Genomic DNA, 20,185 nt, shown 5'->3' with positions numbered 1-20,185 from the left:
GCATTAACGGTAGTAGATAAAAAATTGATAGGTTTCATTTTTAGTATTGGCTTGAAAAATGAGGTTTTTTTCGCTTAGGATATAATCCCATTCTTGCCCTGGTGATAGGCGATAGGTTTTATATAGCAATGGATTATTTAACTGATGTATTCCGCTATCTGGCATGTATTCTAGTTGCACACCTGATAGCGACATTTGATTGATATGTTTATTGCGTGAAATCGCTGAGAGTTTAATGAATTTTGGATTAAGATCAATGCTTTCAATGCTTGGCTTCTTAACGACCAAAAAGAACTGCTTTGCGCCAAGGAAGTCACTTGCTAAGTGCGAGGCTGTGAAATACTCTCCCTCAAGTTTTAGCTCAATAAATTGCTGCTTAATAGGTTTGTTTAAGAATGCCTCAAGTGTGTTAAATAAACTTTGAAAGCATTTATGTGGAGCATAAAACTCAAAAGGCATGTGTAGGGTGTTTTTCTGGAAGACGTGATGCTCATCAGGTAGTAAAAAACACAGCTCTTTTAAAAGGGTATATAACTCAAAGGGGTGGTAATGAATGGCACGTTGCGTAATAGATTGTAGTTTATCCTCAAGTTTAAACAGCATTAAGCTTAATAATGGATATAAATGGGATTTGTGCTGATAATGTTGGATAAGGTGTTTAAGAGAAATAAGAATCTTCTCTAGTCGATGTAAAATTGGTAGGAAAGTTGTGCTATTGCAACTTAAAAGTGGCGGTGTGAACTCAGAAAGCTGCCAACCCTCACTGCTAAGGTGCAGTTCGCAAATTTTGATACTATGCATGGCACTTGGGTCACATGTAAAAGATAAGTGAAAACAAGGGCGCAAAGTTGGGATATCAGCGATATGCGTTTGATGTGTAACATTCACAAAAATAGATGCTTTGGTATCATCATGATCCGTTAGCGGAAGATGTAAGGCGTTATGTTGTGACGAAAGTTCAAAAAATAAACGGGCTTGCGTGTAGAGTGCGAGCTCATCAATCTTAAGCTCGCCCACGCTAAGAAGCTTGGTATCAAGTTTTAAGCTAAGTATGCCATACTGCATTTGATAGGGTAATTGTAGCGCTTGCGCGACATATTGATGCCCCAGCATATCTTGCGTGATGAAATATTTAGCACTTAATAATGCACCATCTTGCCAATGAACTTTTGCTGCCATATTTTACCTTTTTAATTGTTTTTAGGCGGTATATTAACCAGCTGTAGAAGCCGCCTCATCAATACTCAATAAGCCGTATTGACCTTTTTCAGTACTTTCTCCATGCACAACATCTAATGCTGCCTTAGAAAAATTAGCTTTATCAACCATAACCCCGGAAATCGTTACGATGTAGTAGTCAGCGGCTGCAGTTGAACCACCGAGGAAACCATATTGTTGGAAATCGATATTAAATGCCGAATTTTCAACAGGGACTAATACAAGCTCAGAAAGATCAGTAATTACATCCCATTTGTCATCATTTTTGTACTCTTGAGAGGCATTGGTTTTACCAAACTTGATTGAAGTATCTTTTGCTTCAGACTTTTTAACAGAGGAAATAAGTCCTTCTAGTGTGGTTTTCATTTTTGGACTAATTGGTAAGCCAATCGTCACCTCAAGGCTTGCTTTCATTTGTGGACCTGATAAATGAAACTCAATCAGATTACAAGCAGCCGTTGGGCTTGTGACATCATTTAAGTTTTGACCGCCATCGATGGCAAATAAAAACTTGCCCATGTCTTGTCCTAAGATGGTTAATGAGTCAAACCAAATGCGTGGTTTAGAATGACTTCCTGCAAAGTCAGATTCACCAAGTTTAACACTTAGTGGTTTGGCATCTAAGACAACGGATCTTGGTACTTTAGGTTCGATACTTGCCATTTTAAAACTCCTTGTTTATTAGTGGTTAGTGGTTGGGAAATGGATATGTAGTAAACGATGTTTAATAATGTAATTATTCACCTTCGCCTTCAGCTTCTGCTGTAGCAAAAAGACCTGGATCAAGACGTGTATCAATCTTTAAGGTTGTATCCATGCCTTCAAATTGAATATGTGGTAATACCGTGATATTACACTTATACCAGCCTGCCTTGCCTGGGATCTGAGTTACTTGAATATCAGCGGCTCTAAATGGATATTTTGCCATCTCAAGTGCAGTTGGTTGGAAAACTGTTGTGACATAGCGACCAAGCCATTTTGATAATTGCTCTTGGATGATCTCAGTACTGGTGACACTACCAATTTTGTCGCGAATAACACATTTAATATAATGTGCAATGCGTGAAATACATAAAGTATAGGAAAGGTTAGCCACGAGTTGTGAGTTCATTGAGTCAAAGTCATCGACAAATTCTTCAACACGTTTGATTGAATTAACACTAAAGAAGCAGGCATTTGCTGTGCCTTTCTCCTCAATAATAGGGATAACACCAATGTTTGCTAATGACAACTCCATATAATCAGGTAATGAAATGTTTAAAGCGGAACGTTGTTCATCAAATCCACGAATGTTATAAACCGGTGCAATGAGCTCTTTGATGTAGCCACCGTTTTCAGGACCTCGAATATATTGGAACCAACCGCTTTCAGCGAAAGAGCGCATGACATTTTTGGCGAACAATAATGATGAACTACCCCAAAGATAGGTATCATTTGATTCGTAATTATTAACCTGCTCAACAAAGTTATTCATGCGGCTATCAGCAACGGGACTGTTTACTGGATGATATGGTTGACGTAAGATGAAATCACCCAGACATAAGCCAACGTAAGCTGCCTGATCTGTTTTGCGAAAGGCATTCCAGTCGCGATAGCGTGGATGCTCAAGCAAGGTTTCAAAGCTTTTGATCTGTTTGAGCTCAGCAATGTCGTCAACCCCAAAAAATTGTGGGTTAATCGCAGAAATAAACGGCGCGTGTGCACTCTCAGCAACCATCCCCATCCCTGTTAACCAAGTGATATCATCCATGCTGTTTTTGAAATCATATAGCCCCATTAATAAACCATATGGTTCACCACCGTATTGGTCATATTCAGAAACATAGACTTTCTTAAATAGTTCACTGCTTGAGATATCATACAGATTGCGTTCAAAGTCGTATTGCAGCTCTTCCTTAGTAACATCAAGTATTGCAACATCGATGTTATCATAATCATGCTGCATGACTTCTTTAAGTTGTAACCATTGATTCTCTATATAACGAAACTCAGGGTGCAATAAGATGCTATTGACTTGCTCTTCGATGATCTGATTGATGCGCTCAATCGCACGCTGAACATAGATTTTATTGTAATTGACGATATCATCGTTATTTGCCAAGACCAGTGCAAGTGCTGCAATATTTCTCGAGTAATAATCATCCGCAATATTGGCAACGGCATTGATGTCTTCTTTAATGTTGGCATTTATTTTTTCAATACTGGTACTTTGCTCTTCTTGTGAGCCGCCAAACATTGAAAAAATACTTGCCAAGGCATTTTGTTCTATAGTGCTTGTTTCAGACATTTTATGTTCTCCTTAACCATTTTGCTGTGGATTTTCTTCACCAGAGACAACTTCACCTTCAATCGCACCATCATCAGTTTTGGCAAGGTTATAGTGATCTAGATTAGGAATCTCTTTTTTCAAGGATTCAAGCGTTTGCTTATCTGAAAAAATACCGTCAATGGTTTTTTTCAATGTGCGATTGTTATCAATGTCTTTTTCAAAGGAAGACAACATTTCTTTTAATTGAAGAAGTGCATTCAATTCAGGTACTTTTTTGGCAATACGATCAGGCTGAAAATCTGCCATTGATGTGAATTTGTAATTGATATCAATCATTGGTGATTTCGCAGGGTTGATGCTATTGGGAACACGCATATTTGCAGTGATTTCCATATCTTTGAGTGTGGCGTCAAGTCCATTTTTAATCACGCGAACATCACGATCTTCAAATGGGAGTTTGGCATCTTTTGATTTGCCTTTGGATAAATCGCCCATCACGAGAACGCGGTATGGGAGTTCTTTTTTCTTTGCCTCGCCTTTAACACGCGTGTCGTATTGAATCATCAATCTTGATTTTGGGAGTTTTTTATTTACAGCCATGTTATCCGTTCCTTTTTAATACGATTATGGTTGATTATATGCTGAGAATATTTCCTATCAGCACTCGGATTTTTACTAGAAATTCAATTTTCTGGTTAGTTATTTGACCGGATCAATGTAACCTGTTGATTTATGATTAGTCAATAGCTAGAGGCAAAAAATGCAAATTTATTTTTTGAGCGATTTTATAGGCTTTTTTGAAAAAATAGCATTCACCTATTGATTTATATGAATTCTATGCATAGATGAATGATGATTTTAATCAATCAGACAAATTTTGTTTTCTTTATTTTCAAAAAATGCTTTAAATTGACTTGACCTGATTGTTTGTTTATCGATAGATTATTTATTAGGAAATGGCAAAGAATATACCCACCGTAAATCATTTTGCGATAGATATATTAGCCTGAGTTTTGGAGTAACTAACCTACAGGGATAATGGATGATGTTTGGAATGCCTTTTTCAGTTGCAAGTTTTTCACCGGTTGCCAAACTGGGCTATCAAGCCTTGCAGGAAGCATATAAAAGCTATGCATCAATCGAAGATGTTAATGATAATACCAAGATTGAGGATGTTTCACTTATTGTCGTTGATCCGCAGATTGTGCAGCAATATGTTAATTTCTTTGATGATAAAATTGATGAGATTCGCGAAGGATTAAAGGGAAGTGTTAATAAGATCGAAAGCCATGATCTGCAATGTCGCATGCAGTTTGGTAGTGAAAACTCAAAAGAGGCGCATAAATTCTTAGCTGAAAGCTGGGGTTTACGTGAAACATCCAAAAAAATATGGGGCTATCTATCGGGTAAACGCGTGTTTTTAACCGATGGTATTGCGCCATATAAACTAGCGGTGGCTTCTAAAAGTGGGCGCATTGATAACGGTTCAAACTTTTTTGAACTGGATGATGTAAAACGTGATCTTATTATGGTTTTTGCTGATTTGGTTACTTTTTTGCAAGTGCACACGGCAAGTTCATTAGATCCAAAGAAACTCTCTGATGCACAAACCGATGCTGATATCTCGACGATGGTCAATAAAAGTGGCACGGTTTATACCTTTGTATCCTTGGATATTGTCTTGTTATTTATCATTACCAATCATCTTTATAGTATTCTCAATATGACGCATTACCTTTATCAAAATGGTAATTTAGTCTATCCAACTTTATACGCGCATATCGATCATTTAAATGAATATATTACATCAATCGCTATTCCGCTTTTAGAGCAAAAGCAAGAGCAAAATTTACAAGAGCGCTCTGAGTCCTTTCGTAATGCCACTTCACATTTGGTTAGTGTGCTTAAGGAAAGTCAAAATATCCATATGCAGAAGATGTCAACCATGCTCAGTCGCATAGGGGATAAACAGGTTAATGAAGTCTCCTATATGAATGCCGCACCAACCGCAGGAATTGCCAGTTTCTTGGCAAAGAAATCCTACAGCAATATCGCTTCAAGCATGGGTAATGTCAAAGCATTTGTGACCGATGTTGCCGAGCAAAAAGGGCATTATGATCAGATGCAAAAAGTGATTGCGCAAAATAAGGCAGCCATAGAAGCATCCAAGCAAATGATAAAAGAGAAGCCTAATGACAAAACCTTGAAAGTTTTTGGCGGTAATTTTGGTCATACGATGTTAGGTGGCGCTGACTTAGGTGGCAAGTTTAAAAAAGCCATTCCACCCTTTGAAGTGGCACGCTTGTCACAGTCATATTTCCAAAGTGTCTTGTACAAAGTGGAAACTTCAGCGCCAACTGCCATGCTTAAACATATCCATGAATCGATGCCGTTGATGAATTATTATTTTGATTTAGTGCGCCCCATTTTACGTTTGATGTTTAGCTATAATGATATTTCACTTAATAGCAGTATGTTAAATACCTTTATTGGTAGCTTATATCTTAAGATGTTTACCTATTATGATGCTTTTTTTACCGAGGTTAAGGACAAAGCCGCTGTTGATGAAAAACTCAATGGTTTAATGGGTAAAGACTATGTTAATACTGCAGTGAGTATTACTTTGGAAAAAGTAGCAGAATCAGAGCCTGTAAAACATAAAATTGTTGCTATTAGTTATTCAGATATAAGTCTTACAACAGAAAAAGAGATTGCTCAATTATTATTTGGCAGCACTCAGCAAAAAATGCCTGAGATGGCATATCTTGAATGTATTGAAATAGAGAGTTTAGAATTAAGGTTAGATGTATTATTTAGCAAGATGAAGGATCCAGAACAAATCCCAATTGTTCAAGCGTGGGTCGATAAGGTATTGATGATCAAAGCGATTGCTGCTAAGCAGGGCGCACCTTTAATGCAGGCGGCAATTGAGGTTTCTGAAGACGCCGATGCTAAAGGCTTTGGTGATGATGTGGCTGCTATTTTAAAGAGAGAAAAGCGTGAAGAAGTGTATAAGCATTTTGCTGAAAATGCGGATGATTTAGAAAAAGTCATTGCCAGCTGCTTTCCACTTGAAATGCCTATGTTACAATTTTTGTTTAGAAAACGCAGTGCAGTCAGTCAGTCATCACTAGCCATCAGTGGTGTCACACCTTTTTATTTATTGCTTGATTATAGCTATAGCATGGTTGTGCATTCTTTTGTTGTACACTACGCGCGTGAATCAATGGATAAGGCAAATCAGGCGATTAAAAAGCATCTTTATGTAAAGGATGAGGAAAAGGCAAAAGATACAAACATTGAAAAACGTTTAGAAAAATTAATTCAAGAGTACTTAAAGCGTTATCAAAAATGCTTTTCACAAAAAGAGCTTGATGAAATATTGGAAGGTGATCCTGTTAATCAGGTCATAAAGGCCATTGCCGCTTCAGCAAAAGATGCGTTACTGCCAACCATGGCATTGATACTCGCAACAATGATGTCATTATTTGAGCGTTTGGTTTTACTTGATATCGGTAAACGCTCAGCAAGTAGTATGATTAAACAATATGGCAGCATGATTTTTCATAACGAAGCATTTAGAGGCAGTTTGAAAAAGCTTTATGAAGATGAGCGAAGTATCGCGCAAGTATTAGAAGCCATTACTTATCAGCTGTTACCTGAGCTTGAGCAGTATGCTGATACAGTCAATAGTCATTATTGGTTAAGTGGGCTAAAGAAAGTCTATAACAGTGTACGCCCGCAAATGATGACTTTATCGGATTCACTGTATAAACATGGGCAGATGGCAGTTGATTATTTGGATAAAGCCAGTGTTTACCTCAAAGATGGGCAAAAAGTTGATATTAAGCAAAAAGCCTATTTAACTTTGCTTAGCAATATCCATGAATTCTTAAAGCAGCAAGTGCAAACAGTGCCCTATAACGCCAAAGGCGAAAAGTTTGAATATGATACATTTGTACAATCAGCGATTATAAAAAGAGATCAAATCACAGAGGATGTTGATAAACAAAAGCGTGCTTTACTTGATAAGGTATCGGAATATTCAAAATCCAAAGCGTACCCATTAGAAACGAAAATGTTTTTTTACAGTATGTTAAGAGGTGGTGGGTGGAGCTTGTTTAGCACGCATCCCATCCCGTCAGATGAGTTTTTGTTGTCGAGTGTTGATAGTGCGCAGTTGATGTACTCATTTTTAGATGATACACATCAAACTTTACTCTCTAAACAAGAGCAATCATTTCCTGTACCAAGTGAAATGTTTTTAGATTTAAATCAACAATTTATAAAAAAATATCAGTCAGATAGTACATTGGATTGGTGTCTATTAGAGGCCTCTCATCATGCGCGTAAAGGGAGTTATGAGGTGCAAGATTTTGATAAAGTCATTATATGGCTGCATTTTTTGCCGGAAGACCAAAACCCTTTAAGAGAGTCACTGCAAACTCAGATTGCGCAAGTCAGTCAATTATTCAATAGTTTTAAGAGTTATCAAGTCCTTGATAAAAAAGCGATTGTCGCTGCACTTTTATATGCCTCATTAGAGAACGGGTTTTACTATAAATCTCACCCACTTTCTTTAAGTTTGACAGCGATAGATGATAAGGGGCAATATTATGATGATATTCTTAATCATTTTATTCAGCATTTTCGTTATGACGATGCAGAAATGCCAGGCGCTATGTATTTCTTAATATATATTCTATATTTGCTTTGTCAGAATAAAGTTTCTGCAAGTGACTTTGTCGATAGTATGAAAAAAGCCATTTCATCTCACCAACATAAATTATCTGATCATGAGCAAAAAAGCTTGTTAGCGATTGCAGAAGATAGTGCATTTGATCTTGAGCTTATCTCTCAGCAGATTGAATTAATGGTTGCTAATATTCAAAATAGCGTCCATCAAGCATTTATCAAACTAAAAAATAAGCTAGAAGATCCTGAGCTGCAGCAAAGAATGCAACAGCAGATTCAAAAAGTATCAGCAAAAAGTGTAAGACGACTAAAAGACCAACTGTACAACAGTCAAATATATACTCGGTCTCTACAGGTGTTTAAAATTTTAGAGAAAGAAAAAGTTACAACTCAGGATAGCAAGAGTGGTGAGATGGGTAGTATGCGACATGCGAGCTTTTTCAAATTTGTGAATAATGAAAAAAAAGATCAGTCACCCTCTAAATTTGTAACTAAAGGAAATTTTCAATGGAATACAATGCGATTTGGTGAGGAGAAATATGTTCCTGTTCAGCGAATAAAAGTCAGCGATATTATGGGGAGTAACCTTACAAACCCTCAAATAAAGGCGTGGGATGCAAGGCTCTATATAGCGCTAAGTATGTTAAGTATGCCTGCGGTTTATGTTTTGATTAAGCAAGAAGCAGATAGACTTCTAGATTTAATTAGTCTGAGTGAAATGGCTCTGCCGAAAAAGACCTTACCTGAGCATACCAGCGCCATTACGTTAGCGATTGCTATGGTAATGATGGCCTATGTGGCCAAATCATCCTATGTGTTTGATGCGAAGTCCGATATTAATGCTTCAACGTTGAGCGAGAGGCTTTGTGATATTAAAGATTATCGATTTAAAGAGTTTTGCATGCTATATACTGAGTACGATGATTTATATATCAAGTCATATCAAGAATATGTCACTTCAGAGGATGTGGATATTTTTGATGATTCAAAAAGTTCTAGAGCAACTAAAGTTAATCATTTAGAAGCAATGCGTAGATTGATTGATCAAGATTCATTTGAGCGTTTTGCTCAAAGTAAAGGGGCTGATGTTTTTATGTTGCGTCGATCTAAAACAATGATGGAAAGTGGTTTGCAGAGCTTATTAACAGGGAAAGCAGTTATGACAGTTAGCGATCAATGGAGGGAAGAGTGGAAGAATGTTGATCTATACGACGAACAAGCATTAATCCGTTTATATGATGACTCCGATTGGATGTCAAAAGCAGATCCAAAACTACGCATTAAGAAACTACAAGCGTATGTCGCAGATTTTGAAAAAGCATTAAAGCAGTAGACCAATAGCAGAAAAAAATAGATAAAAAGGAGTTTGAGCATGGGCTTAATTAGCGGCGCAGTACAATTAGCGACATTAGCCTCAAATGCAGGCAAGGTGATCGATGGCTACAATGAGGTGCAGAAGCGTTTAAGTGCCAGTGAGGATATTGAAACTCAATTGGCTGTTGCTGATTATGATACGGTGGTGATTGTTGCAAAACCCGCGCAAGCGCAAGCTTATCGTGATTTCTTTAATGATAAAAAACTATCACTTAAGAATATGGTCAGCTCTGGCTATAACGAGCGCGCTTTCGATGTCGCCGTTAAAATGGGCGCGCAAGTTAGTAAAGAGCAGTTTGACAAAGTACAGGAAAAAACTTCCTTTTGGCAAAAGACAAAGATCCGTTTTGCGGATTGGTTCCAAGGCAAAAATGCTTATATTACCGATTGCTTAAATCCACGGATGTTAAAAAATGTGCTGACATTTAATTATGAAAATCTAGAAAGTGATAACTTAAAGCTGATTGCTAAAGTGTTAGAGTCCCTCTATCACGAATATGTTTCTTATTATGAATGGTTGGCAATGAATGAGGATGCCAAAAAAGTCACACAAGAAGATGATGAGAAACTGTATGCCGGATGCTACTACTCCGAGCAGAAAAAGCTGTGGATCATCCATGATGAGAACTTATGGAAAACAGCGGTAATTGTGACGCACCTGGTCAAGATCTTAACTTGTCCAAATGTACAATGTCATAATGACAAAACACTTGTTTCAGGCAGTTTTGGTATTGCTAGCATTGTGCCTATTGCGCTTTATCATATGCATTTCTTAAATGAGTTTTTACAAAAAGAGTATCGACGTCCTGAGCATGATCAAGAGATTAAAGATAAACGTCAAAAGCTTGCAAATGATGCCAAAGCAGTTGTTGAGAAGCTTTCAAAGACGACCTCTAAAGGCACCTTGGTCAAAAAAATGGCGGATTACGCCAGTGGTAATCAGCCCTCGGCAATTACTGATACCGAGGTGGCAAACTTACTAAATATTAAGGCACTACAACTTATCAGTGACAGCTTGAAAAAATCGCAGGAATCTTCAAAAAGCGGGGTTTTGGGTAGCTTTAAAGAAAGTGAAGCAGTGGTTGACTTTCAAACACAGTTTGATGAAGTATCTAAAGATTTGGTTCAGGCACAGAAAGCACATGCTGAATCGGTCAAAGCGATTCACGATTTACAGAAATCAGCACAACAATGTGATGTGTTTGTTGATAGTGCATCACTGGGTAATTTATTTGGTATTTTAAAGAACAAGCGCCAGACGGTGATATCAAGCTATTTTAAGTTGCATGATTTTCAAGGGCATTTACGTGTTTTCCAAGACTATATTGTTGCGGTTGAAAGCTTTGCACAAAAGAGCTTGCCCGGTGATCAAGTATCATTAATGCTTGCTGATAAATCACTTGAATATCTTGTCAAAAATCTGCCATTTCAATTATCAACGATTATTTTCCCAAGCTATCCTGTGATTGATAATGGCATTTTTATTACCACTTGCAAAGAAAAATACTTTCAACAAATGACCTCATCAAGCTTTGAGTTTTTAATGGTTGAAGAGGATAAGTTAACAACTGCGGATGTGGATAAACTAAACCCAGTTGTGACTAAGTTGAAAGAAGTTAAAGTTACTTATAATGTTACTGGGAAAGTGCTAACACTATCACATCAAAGCAAGGAGATAGCGCAGGTTAAGAAACTAGAAGTTGAATGTAAGGATGTAGCAAAAAAAGACTTCCAAGGACAAAAAACTGTTGAGGAGTTGCTAACATGCTTTGCGCCTGAAAGTAAAGAACCACTTGCACAATTTATCCAAGCACGACATGAAGCTCTGGAAGGATTAAAAGGCTTTTTAAAAGAAATTGAAGCGGCATTTTTAACGAAAGAAAAAGTCATTAGTGTTGATGCGAGCCAGAACTATCGTGAGGCATGCTATGGACAGATGACGGCATTTATTAATGAGTTTGTATTTGGCATTAATCAGTCACATATCAAGCAAGTGTCTGAATTAACGATGCAGATGTTTTCAGCCTCTTATCCGGAACAAATGCCGTTTTTACAACACATGTTTAGAACGCGCATGGGTTTACTCAATGAATTTGCTAAGTTTAGTAGCTATGACATGGTGGTGCATTGGCAATTAGCACACAGTATGCTGTATTTCTCAACCCAAGAGTTATATGGTAAAGGGGCGATTGAACGCGGTGAAATTGCACAAGAAGATCTTAAAGCAAAACTATTTGATTATTTTCAAGGTAAGACACCCAATGTTGGTGAGGCGGATTTGTTTTTGGATCAAAAAACTGCATTGATTGAACAGATTGCCAGTTTAAGAGCAAGTGAGACAGATTTTCGCTTTTTGATTTCGCTATGTGTTGCGGCTTTAATGGTTGAATATGACCACTTGGTTCAGCTTTACTTAGTGCAACAAGCATTAAGGCAGCTTGTTGGGTTATATGGTGAGGAGTTTATTAGAACGGAGAGTTTTCAGCAGATTATTGATAATTTCACTAAAGTATTGTCTGAAGTTTATAAGAAGTTTGAGGATAGTTCACGTGCATTAACCAAAAGTATCGATGCGTGGAAAGAGGCTTTGCAAAAAGACGCAACGCGTGTCAAGGTGCATGGTAATAGCTACCAAGCAGCTCGTAAAATTAGCAAATTAAGAGAGCGCTTAGATGTTTATAAGGAGTTGGTGACCAAAACCAATGAGCAGGTGAAAGCTATCGAAGGTGCGCAGGAATGGGCAAAAGCCCAAGGCTATACTGGTTTCTGTCAAGCCTTTATTAATGATAGTAAGGCTCAAATCTATGCGCCACAATTAGAAAAAAATCTAGATCAATTTTATGATGCGAATGTAATCAAAGCTGCCAGTACTTTGAAGGATAAGCGCTACAAAGATTTCCAAGATTCAATGCATGCCTATTTAGAGCAAGGTGTCAAAATCTTAAAGGATTTGCGTCTTGATAATCAACAGCCAAAGCTTGTCAGTATGGTGATTGAGGATCAACTAACGGAAATTGCACTAGGACAGAAACTAGGCAGCAGACCTTATAACTTCACTGGTATGGTGCAAGATGTTGCTGCAGCTCAAGATATTCCAAGCCAGATCATGAGTGGATTTAGCTCTGAGAGTAAAGCATATATTTATATGCAACTGGTGTTATCGAGCAGTAGTTCGACCTTGAAAAATAACGTGAATATACGTCAGTTAGTATCTTTTGTTATTAATACTGAAGACATGGTAAATCTCTATGGTTTATTTAGTCAACTCAATGAGCTAATGCTGAAGATGTATGCCCATGGTATTGATAATGAGCCGATTTATCAGGGTGATAGCAAAGATAAAGTATTATCAGAGCGCATGCAATTAGCATTAGGGCAGGGCACAGCGCAAAGCCGCTATGCCCAGTTGTGTAATACTGAATCAAATATTTCTTTGAGTGAATTTATCGCTAAGTATTTAGACCTTATCTCTGTGAGTGAATTTAAAAACCAAGAGAAAGAAAGGTTATTAAATGATGACAGTGTTAGCTTTTACACGGTTGCGGCTGAAATTATGCATGCTTTATTGCAAGCCTATGTCAAAGTTGCGATCAATATTGAATATGCAACACGCAGCAGAAACTTCAGTGGCAGTGAGCAAAACCAACTAAGCGTCTGGGCAGATGATGTGATGACTAAATTACAGATCAAGCGTTTTGATGATAATGGTGATGTGCGTTATCAAGGGTTCTCGCCGGTGTATAAAGTGGATAATCTAAAAGTCAGCTTATTATTAAAAGCAATGCTATTAAATACCAGTGAGCGCCAAAAGGAAGCGGTTGGCAGTCTAAGCACACAGCGCACAACAATACAATTAACCGTACAAGAGCAGCTAAAAAACACACAAGCACAATTCTTAGCACATATTTATAATTTAACAGGTTCATCGGCAGGCAGAAAAGATCGTCAGTATAATGCGCTTATCACGAGAAAAACCACACGCAGTGGTCAGCGTAAAACGCCGATTTATATGAATATTCTTACCTGTATGGAGTCCAATGCAAGCTTGCGCGCACTATCAAACTACACATTTAAATCAAGTCATCATGTGCTTGATAAGCAGACGTTTACTCAAGATAGTATTGTTGAAATTGAAAAGTATAGATTGCTTAAAGGTGTGATGATTGATCCGAAATCGCAGAGAGAAATCGCCTTTCAAAGCTTTGGTGGTTTTGATCAAGATGTCATGGAGTATTTGTCACAGCCTGAATCAAGTATTGATGAGCCTGCCTATGCCAATAAGAAAAATACATGGCTTGCAGTCAGAGGTGTCTTTGATGGTGGAAAAAAACAGGCATTACTTGCGCAAGCATATTTGATTCTTGATGAACCTGCTAAGTTACAAAGTTTAATTGATGCTTATCAGACAAGTGGTCAATTTGATTTGGTGTTGCTAGATGGCTCTGCAGTGACTTCCGTTGCTGATGCGGGCAAGAAAGATCCTAATAGCCATGAGTTTTATCCCAAACGTCAATTTAAACAAAAAGAAAATGCGTAGGGGGACATATGAGTGTGGCAATTATAGATAAAAATCAATTGCTTGATGATAGTGCTCCTGAAGCAAAGCAAGAGTCAGAAACTATATCTGTAACAAAAGACATTAATGTGCAGTTGGCAGATATCTTAGCCGAAGTTTTGCCGAATCTAAGCTTAAGTTCAGAGCGTTTTGCCTATATCTCACACGCGTTACTGGATGTATTAACCATTGCCGTGATTGATGAGTTAAATGATCAGAGTATTGATAAATTAAAGCTATTGCATCAAAAGATTCTAGGCTTAATCAAAGCCAAACAAAAGCCTGGGTTTCGCCAAAGTATTGCTTATGCTCGTGTGCTTGATTTATTATCTGCTGGTGTCTTATCACGCTATGTGATACGCCCCTTTAAGGTGTATTTTGAAAAATTGACTTTTATCAATCTATTGGATGAGATTCTAGAGACAAATTTTCAAAATACATCGAACATGCTTGAGAATGCACGCTTAATGTTGGATGAACTTGAGACTTTATTGGTTGAAGAAGTGCTACTGCAACTTGATGGCGTCGATATCTTTAAATTTAAGCAGGTGGTGAATAAGCTATCACGCTTTTTCGCACTTAGCATTGTCAGCAAGAACGAGTCACGCAAGTTGTTCGCACTACTACAATCCAAGATTCGCCCAGTGATTGGATATGATCCATTTATCGTTGAACAGGTTATCACGATTGAGCTTAATCCATTAGATGAAAACCTAGCAACAAAGCCATTAACATTAGTCAGTAACAAGTATCAAAATCAAACGGAAAAGTCACAGTTTAAGGGTTTGATGTTAGCTAATTATCATATTACCGAGCTTGATCTTGAGCTTAAACGTTACGGCTTTGATGGTATGCTTAAATTTCAAACTTCATATGATGATGGCGTGCATCCAGATTATGCATTTTTGTATCAGAATGTTCCGTTATCAATGGCGATTACATTAGAAAACACCTATGTTTTTGATGATCCGGATAAGAAAAACACCAAGTATCAGACTAAGCTGCAATTACAAGCAATTGCTTCCATGACAAACGATGAACATTTACGTTTTGTCGATCCTTTGGTTGAACAAAATATTGATAAGCAAACGAGTGAAATCGCCTCGATGCTACCGTTTTTCACCTTGAAATTTAGCGATCCCCTAAAGGCATTCTGGTCACAACATCAGCCTATTTATGTTGATTTTGATAAATCATATATCGATGTGTTTAATGACAATAACTTCTTCCAAAGTTGGGTGCAGATTGATGCAGCCAAATGCAAAAAGCTTGCAGTCAAACAAAAACAAATGATGGTATCTGCTTACGCACGTAGTTTTTATGATTATTTCATTGAAGCTTTGGATCATTACAGTGTTTATTTGGTGTATGACTACAGCAAACTCACAAAGGGCAAAAGCAGCTATGTTTTATATGATGCGCTAAGCAGTGACTGGCAAAAAAAACCAGAAGGTAAAGGCACATTAACCTCAAAAGATTTATTTCAAATTGATCATGCACACTGCCAAGTGCAGCCACTATGGTCAAAAACACAGAACATGATGAATCTAGCAGATATGAATATAGATAGAAAACCCTTGGCAAAAATTTATAATGAAAAACAGCCATTAATCAAAGGTTTTGCACTTGATCGCGTTCAATTCGTTGAGGATGTGAAGATTTACACCAACACCGAGCAAAAGATTACAAGCGATTTGCAAAGCACGTTGTCTTGTGTGGCAAAGTTTCAGGTGAGTTTGCGTGAGCTTATGCCTTTTTTCCCGATAACACCAAGTTATGACTTGATTGCTTTGGATAAAACACAATGGCAAAACACCTTTGTTGGGCAAAGCACAGCAGTGATCTTGAGTTCTCAACACTTTCAGTTTGTGCAGAATAGGGCAACGATCGAGTTTGTGAAGCGTAAATTAACCGAGCAAAATTATGAATCAGAAACGGACAAGGATCGCTATGAAAAGATCACGATGATTGGTGCACCTGCTGGCATCACTCACTTTGTACAGCTTCAAAGTCAATGGTTAGATCAAAGTGCTAAGGCAAATGATTTACCTCAATATCAATCGTTTGTAACATTTCAAACACAAGCGGTGGTAACAATTGGTAAAGATGTTGATGATAGTGTCAAATATGCTTATAAGCTTTATAAAGGTCAATCTGAAACTGAAAGCTCGTTTGCTGACGATCAAGGCACTAAACTCACCGATTATGTCTATGCCAAGCAAAGTGAGAACTTATTAAGCTATGCGTGTAATTTGCCAAAATCTCTTTATAAAGATCCGAGTAAACCTGCACCACTGTATGTGCCAGTAGCAGGCTTTGGCGTCACAGCAAATACATTTAATTTATTACGAAATGGTGATGTTGTGTTATTGCAGTTTAGCTCGGCAGAAACCGTGGCAATTAAATCCGTTAAGCTAAACACGGCAACAATTGAAGATAAAGCCTCACAAAAAATAGCGCAGCAAACACTCTATGGTGCACAACAAGAGTGTGCACTTAGTTATACCCAAGATGCGAATGATCAACAATTTAACCTAAAACAATCAACAAAAAATGGCGAGGGGATTAACGCATTAGCGTTTAGTGATAAACAGGGGATTATATTAAGCTTTAGTGATGAAAAGGAGTCAAAATGAGTCTATTAACCAGTAAATATGCCGTTATGCTTTTTGGCGCGATGGGCGTGGCTGCTTTTTTGGTCTTTATTGTTTGGTTGATCAAGACCTTAAAGACTGAAAAAAGCAAGGCAACGTCAATGTTTAGTCGCTTGAAAAAAGCAGCACCGAAAGCCAAGAAAAACAAAAACCCATATGCAGATGCTCAGCTAAATATTCAAAAGCAGGCAAAGCATTCATTTTGGCCATCCTTTTTATGTGTTTATGAAGGCAATATGGATCATGCCTTGACTTATATTGGTGGTTTGATGGACTTAGATGCCTTTGAGATTACTATTATTGATGCGAATCAATCGATCATCGTTGGGCATGGCAAGATGATTCTCGTGATTACCTTAGAAAGTACCAAGCAATTAAATGTTTCGTTGTTTAATGGTTTTTTGAATAAGCTTTATCATCGTGGTGCGATTCAATTACCTGTCGTTCTGCTAAAGGCGACAAGTAATGACTTTATATCTAGTCAGTTTGCGATGTTTCAGAAATTTATGGCACAAATGCCATTATTCTCACATGGGAATTATCAGATACATTTATCGGTTGCTGATTTTGCGATGGATGAAGAAATAGAAGCATTGTTTGATTTGTTGAAACATGACACTAAGATAAGCTTTGAAGCGCCAAGCTCTGCTGAGGAGATTAAAACAACCTTGGATGACGAGTTTGCTGTTATCCGTCATCGAATTTCAGTGAAGTTGAGTGATTTAAATAATCATACGACTGAAGTACAGCGTGCGTTAACGGCAGCTTATCAAATTGAGCGTGCGACTTTGCCAGCCATACAATTAGTCTCTGAGTTAACGCAAGGCGCTTATGGCCAAGTGCCTGCCAAAGCAATCCACCTTGATTTTGGTATACATGCTAAAAACTATCACAGTACGTTTTTTGATTTTGGCTCCAAAGCGTATAAAAATGCATTAAAACCAAGGCATGTATTAGTACCTGCGGCAGTATTTGTTTCGGCATTCTTTAGTACGGTGTTTGCCTATAATGCCTATCAACAATATGAGTTTAGTGAGTTTATTCAATTAAAGCGTCCTTTTGCACCACTAGAGACGATGGAAACAGAAGCAGCTGCTAAAATCTATGAGCAATGGGTAAGTTATTACCGCAGTCAATTATTATTGCCTTTTTTGTATAATGCGCATGGTAATAAAACACTAAACCGCTTATATGCTAATTATTTATATGAAAACGTGCTGTTACCCAAAATCTATCAAACAGAGGACTATCTGCATAAGGCAATTTATCTATCACTTATTGCCAGCACCAATTCAAGCAAGGTAGTCGATGTGCTACAGGATAATTTGTCTCTTATTTCTTTGATTACTGGGTTATCTTCTCAGCAATTAGGTATTGTTTATCGTTATGGCAGTAACAATAGAAAACTGGTCTCACACATTCCAAATAATCTATATAACGCAGAATCGGATGATTCTAAAATTATCAACTCTGCAGGTACTATTGCTTCAGGTAAGATGTTGAGCGCTTTTTTTGATGGTGATTACTTTCATGCAACGAATGATCAGTTAAAAGAGTATATCAGTCGTAATGTGATTACTCATCAAGAGGTGTGTTTATTACAGCAAGTTGTGCCGGATATGTTAACTAATGATGTGCTTAATAATAATTCAGGCGTGAGCAAATTCTTGGCTAAGTTAGGTAGCGCTTTGCCGCAGGATCAGTCTTATTGTAGTGGTAGCACGGCATTGATTGATCTGCAAAATCTTATTCCAGCTACGCAAAATAATATCACAAGCTTTGCAGATATTGTTGAGCAAATGTTTCACTATAACGATAAAGTCAATGCCTTCTTTAGCAAGCGTTCAGTTGATCAATCAAAAGAGCAGGTGTGGAAGCGTATTTTATTGAGTGCTGAGCTTAACTCTATTTTGGTCAGTGTGCTTAATCGCAATCAAAATACAATCAGTTTGCTCGATGACAATGATTACTATAAATACACTTTTAAAACGGTCTTCTCGCGTAACGTAACCGCCGTGTCATTAGTCTATTCAAAAAACACGTTGATCAACTCAGTATTACCGCTATTAAAGCGCTATGAGAGTTTGGTGAAATTACTGCAGCAATATAATATCAACTATGGCGCCTTTGATCGTTTGGAAAAGGGGGCATTAACACATTATTCCAGTCAATATGTGCAGATGTTAAATCAAGTGTTACAAAACGCGCTACCAACTAAAGTATCCATTGATAACCTGCAAATGTTTTTGATTGATATTACTTCGGATAATACGCCATTTAGCAATATGCTTGATTATATCAAGACCAATACAAGCTTTGGAAAAGATGAAACGCTGCCAGCTGAGCTGCAAATTATCCCAAATAATTTTGCACGATTAAATGAGTTTGTAGCGTCCCCAAAATATCAAGATTATAAGCAAGTATTGTCATCCATTAGTAATAATCTCTATCAACGTAATCGTGAAAATTACACCCGTTTATATGAAGAGATCAATTCAACCAAAGAAGATTCATTATTAGCTAAGCTCAATGGTTTAATTGACGCCTTAGGTGTGCCAAATAATGAGGCATATCAATTGCTTAAAGTGCCTGAGCGCATTATTCGCTTGAGTGTGGCACAGTATCTTATTACTGATTTAAAGCAGCAATGGGATCTTGATATTGTGCCAAAAATTGCACTTGTAAAAAGTAAATTCCCATTGGATTTAGGCTCCAGTAGTATTATTAGCTCAGATGCATTAAATGACATGTTTGGACCTAAAGGTACTGTTTATAATGAGATGTATTCGCTACTTAAAGGCTTTATTCATTTAGATGCGATTAGTGGCATTTGGCAAGTTGATAATAATTTAACTCAAGAGCAGCAAAAAACGCTTGTGAGCTATGTCGATTCATTTAATTATTTCTATCGTTTGCAAAGTGACTTATGGACAACAGATGGCAAACCGCGAGCGATGGATATGTTTGTAGCAGCAACACCTTTTAAACAGGTTTCCTTAGATGGCATTAGCAAAATGGTACTGTCATTTATGCAAATTGGCAGCAAGGATCGTGTATTGGGCTTAGATACCTATGATCAAAGTAACCATCCGGTTGTTTATGATTGGCAACTGCAACCAACCGTATCCATTGGCTGGTTAAGTAACAGCAATGTAACTTATCAAAAAACCTATCAGGGTGAGTGGGCAGTCTTTAAGATGTTGGCGGATGCTCATTGCAATAGTGATTGGTTGTGCAGCTGGAAGATCAGTAGTGACAATAGCAAAGTAGCGCCATTTGTCGTGAGCTTTCAGCTAAAGTCAGACATTTTGAAACTGGTTAAGTATCAACAAGACAATAATGCGGATAATTTTCAGGCGTAGATAACTTGGGTATATGTAGGGGCGTATTGCATACGCCCACAGAAGCATGAGCATATTA

At 37.6% G+C, this 20,185-nt stretch carries 8 protein-coding genes; 4 read left to right on the top strand and 4 right to left on the bottom strand.

The window, feature by feature from the left end; translation table 11 throughout:
• Positions 1 to 3: 3 nt before the first annotated feature.
• The 4 genes from tssK to tssB form a co-directional block, all read right to left on the bottom strand.
• The gene (tssK, locus tag IE867_RS05510) at positions 4 to 1,179 is read right to left on the bottom strand and encodes a type VI secretion system baseplate subunit TssK (protein WP_192483779.1); all 1,176 of its coding nucleotides are present in this window, start codon (positions 1,177 to 1,179) and stop codon (positions 4 to 6) included.
• 33 nt (positions 1,180 to 1,212) lie between these two features.
• Positions 1,213 to 1,881, bottom strand: a complete 669-nt coding sequence (gene iglC / locus IE867_RS05505; RefSeq protein WP_192483778.1) for a type VI secretion system tube protein IglC — start codon at positions 1,879 to 1,881, stop codon at positions 1,213 to 1,215.
• A gap of 73 nt (positions 1,882 to 1,954) precedes the next feature.
• Entirely contained in the window at positions 1,955 to 3,505 is a 1,551-nt protein-coding gene (gene tssC, locus IE867_RS05500; protein WP_192483777.1) for a type VI secretion system contractile sheath large subunit, read from the bottom strand.
• A 12-nt stretch (positions 3,506 to 3,517) separates the two neighbouring features.
• Positions 3,518 to 4,087, bottom strand: coding sequence for a type VI secretion system contractile sheath small subunit (tssB, locus tag IE867_RS05495; protein ID WP_151192517.1), 570 nt, complete (start codon positions 4,085 to 4,087; stop codon positions 3,518 to 3,520).
• A 442-nt stretch (positions 4,088 to 4,529) separates the two neighbouring features.
• Between tssB and IE867_RS05490 the strand changes: the two genes are divergently transcribed.
• From IE867_RS05490 to IE867_RS05475, 4 genes are read left to right on the top strand one after another with little or no spacing between them, the layout of a single operon-like run.
• Positions 4,530 to 9,515, top strand: coding sequence for a hypothetical protein (locus IE867_RS05490; RefSeq protein WP_192483776.1), 4,986 nt, complete (start codon positions 4,530 to 4,532; stop codon positions 9,513 to 9,515).
• A 39-nt stretch (positions 9,516 to 9,554) separates the two neighbouring features.
• Positions 9,555 to 14,093: a hypothetical protein gene (locus IE867_RS05485; RefSeq protein WP_192483775.1), complete on the top strand. Its 4,539-nt coding sequence runs from the start codon at positions 9,555 to 9,557 to the stop codon at positions 14,091 to 14,093.
• An 8-nt stretch (positions 14,094 to 14,101) separates the two neighbouring features.
• Positions 14,102 to 16,747 (top strand): hypothetical protein, encoded by a 2,646-nt coding sequence (locus tag IE867_RS05480; RefSeq protein WP_192483774.1) that lies wholly within the window; start codon positions 14,102 to 14,104, stop codon positions 16,745 to 16,747.
• Positions 16,744 to 20,127 (top strand): hypothetical protein, encoded by a 3,384-nt coding sequence (locus IE867_RS05475; RefSeq protein WP_192483773.1) that lies wholly within the window; start codon positions 16,744 to 16,746, stop codon positions 20,125 to 20,127. The genes IE867_RS05480 and IE867_RS05475 overlap by 4 nt, the downstream gene beginning before the upstream one ends.
• The last annotated feature ends 58 nt before the right edge of the window (positions 20,128 to 20,185 follow it).

This window comes from Cysteiniphilum marinum (assembly GCF_014857925.1).
Taxonomy (GTDB): domain Bacteria; phylum Pseudomonadota; class Gammaproteobacteria; order Francisellales; family Francisellaceae; genus Caedibacter; species Caedibacter marinus.
Note: the sequence above shows the minus strand (reverse complement) of the source record. Positions and strands in the feature narration are given on the sequence as shown.

What these genes read in the sequence shown, in the direction of transcription:
- tssK (WP_192483779.1), bottom strand. Translation starts at nt 1,179, where the DNA reads ATGGCAGCAAAAGTTCATTGGCAAGATGGTGCATTATTAAGTGCTAAA.
- iglC (WP_192483778.1), bottom strand. Translation starts at nt 1,881, where the DNA reads ATGGCAAGTATCGAACCTAAAGTACCAAGATCCGTTGTCTTAGATGCC.
- tssC (WP_192483777.1), bottom strand. Translation starts at nt 3,505, where the DNA reads ATGTCTGAAACAAGCACTATAGAACAAAATGCCTTGGCAAGTATTTTT.
- tssB (WP_151192517.1), bottom strand. Translation starts at nt 4,087, where the DNA reads ATGGCTGTAAATAAAAAACTCCCAAAATCAAGATTGATGATTCAATAC.
- IE867_RS05490 (WP_192483776.1), top strand. Translation starts at nt 4,530, where the DNA reads ATGATGTTTGGAATGCCTTTTTCAGTTGCAAGTTTTTCACCGGTTGCC.
- IE867_RS05485 (WP_192483775.1), top strand. Translation starts at nt 9,555, where the DNA reads ATGGGCTTAATTAGCGGCGCAGTACAATTAGCGACATTAGCCTCAAAT.
- IE867_RS05480 (WP_192483774.1), top strand. Translation starts at nt 14,102, where the DNA reads ATGAGTGTGGCAATTATAGATAAAAATCAATTGCTTGATGATAGTGCT.
- IE867_RS05475 (WP_192483773.1), top strand. Translation starts at nt 16,744, where the DNA reads ATGAGTCTATTAACCAGTAAATATGCCGTTATGCTTTTTGGCGCGATG.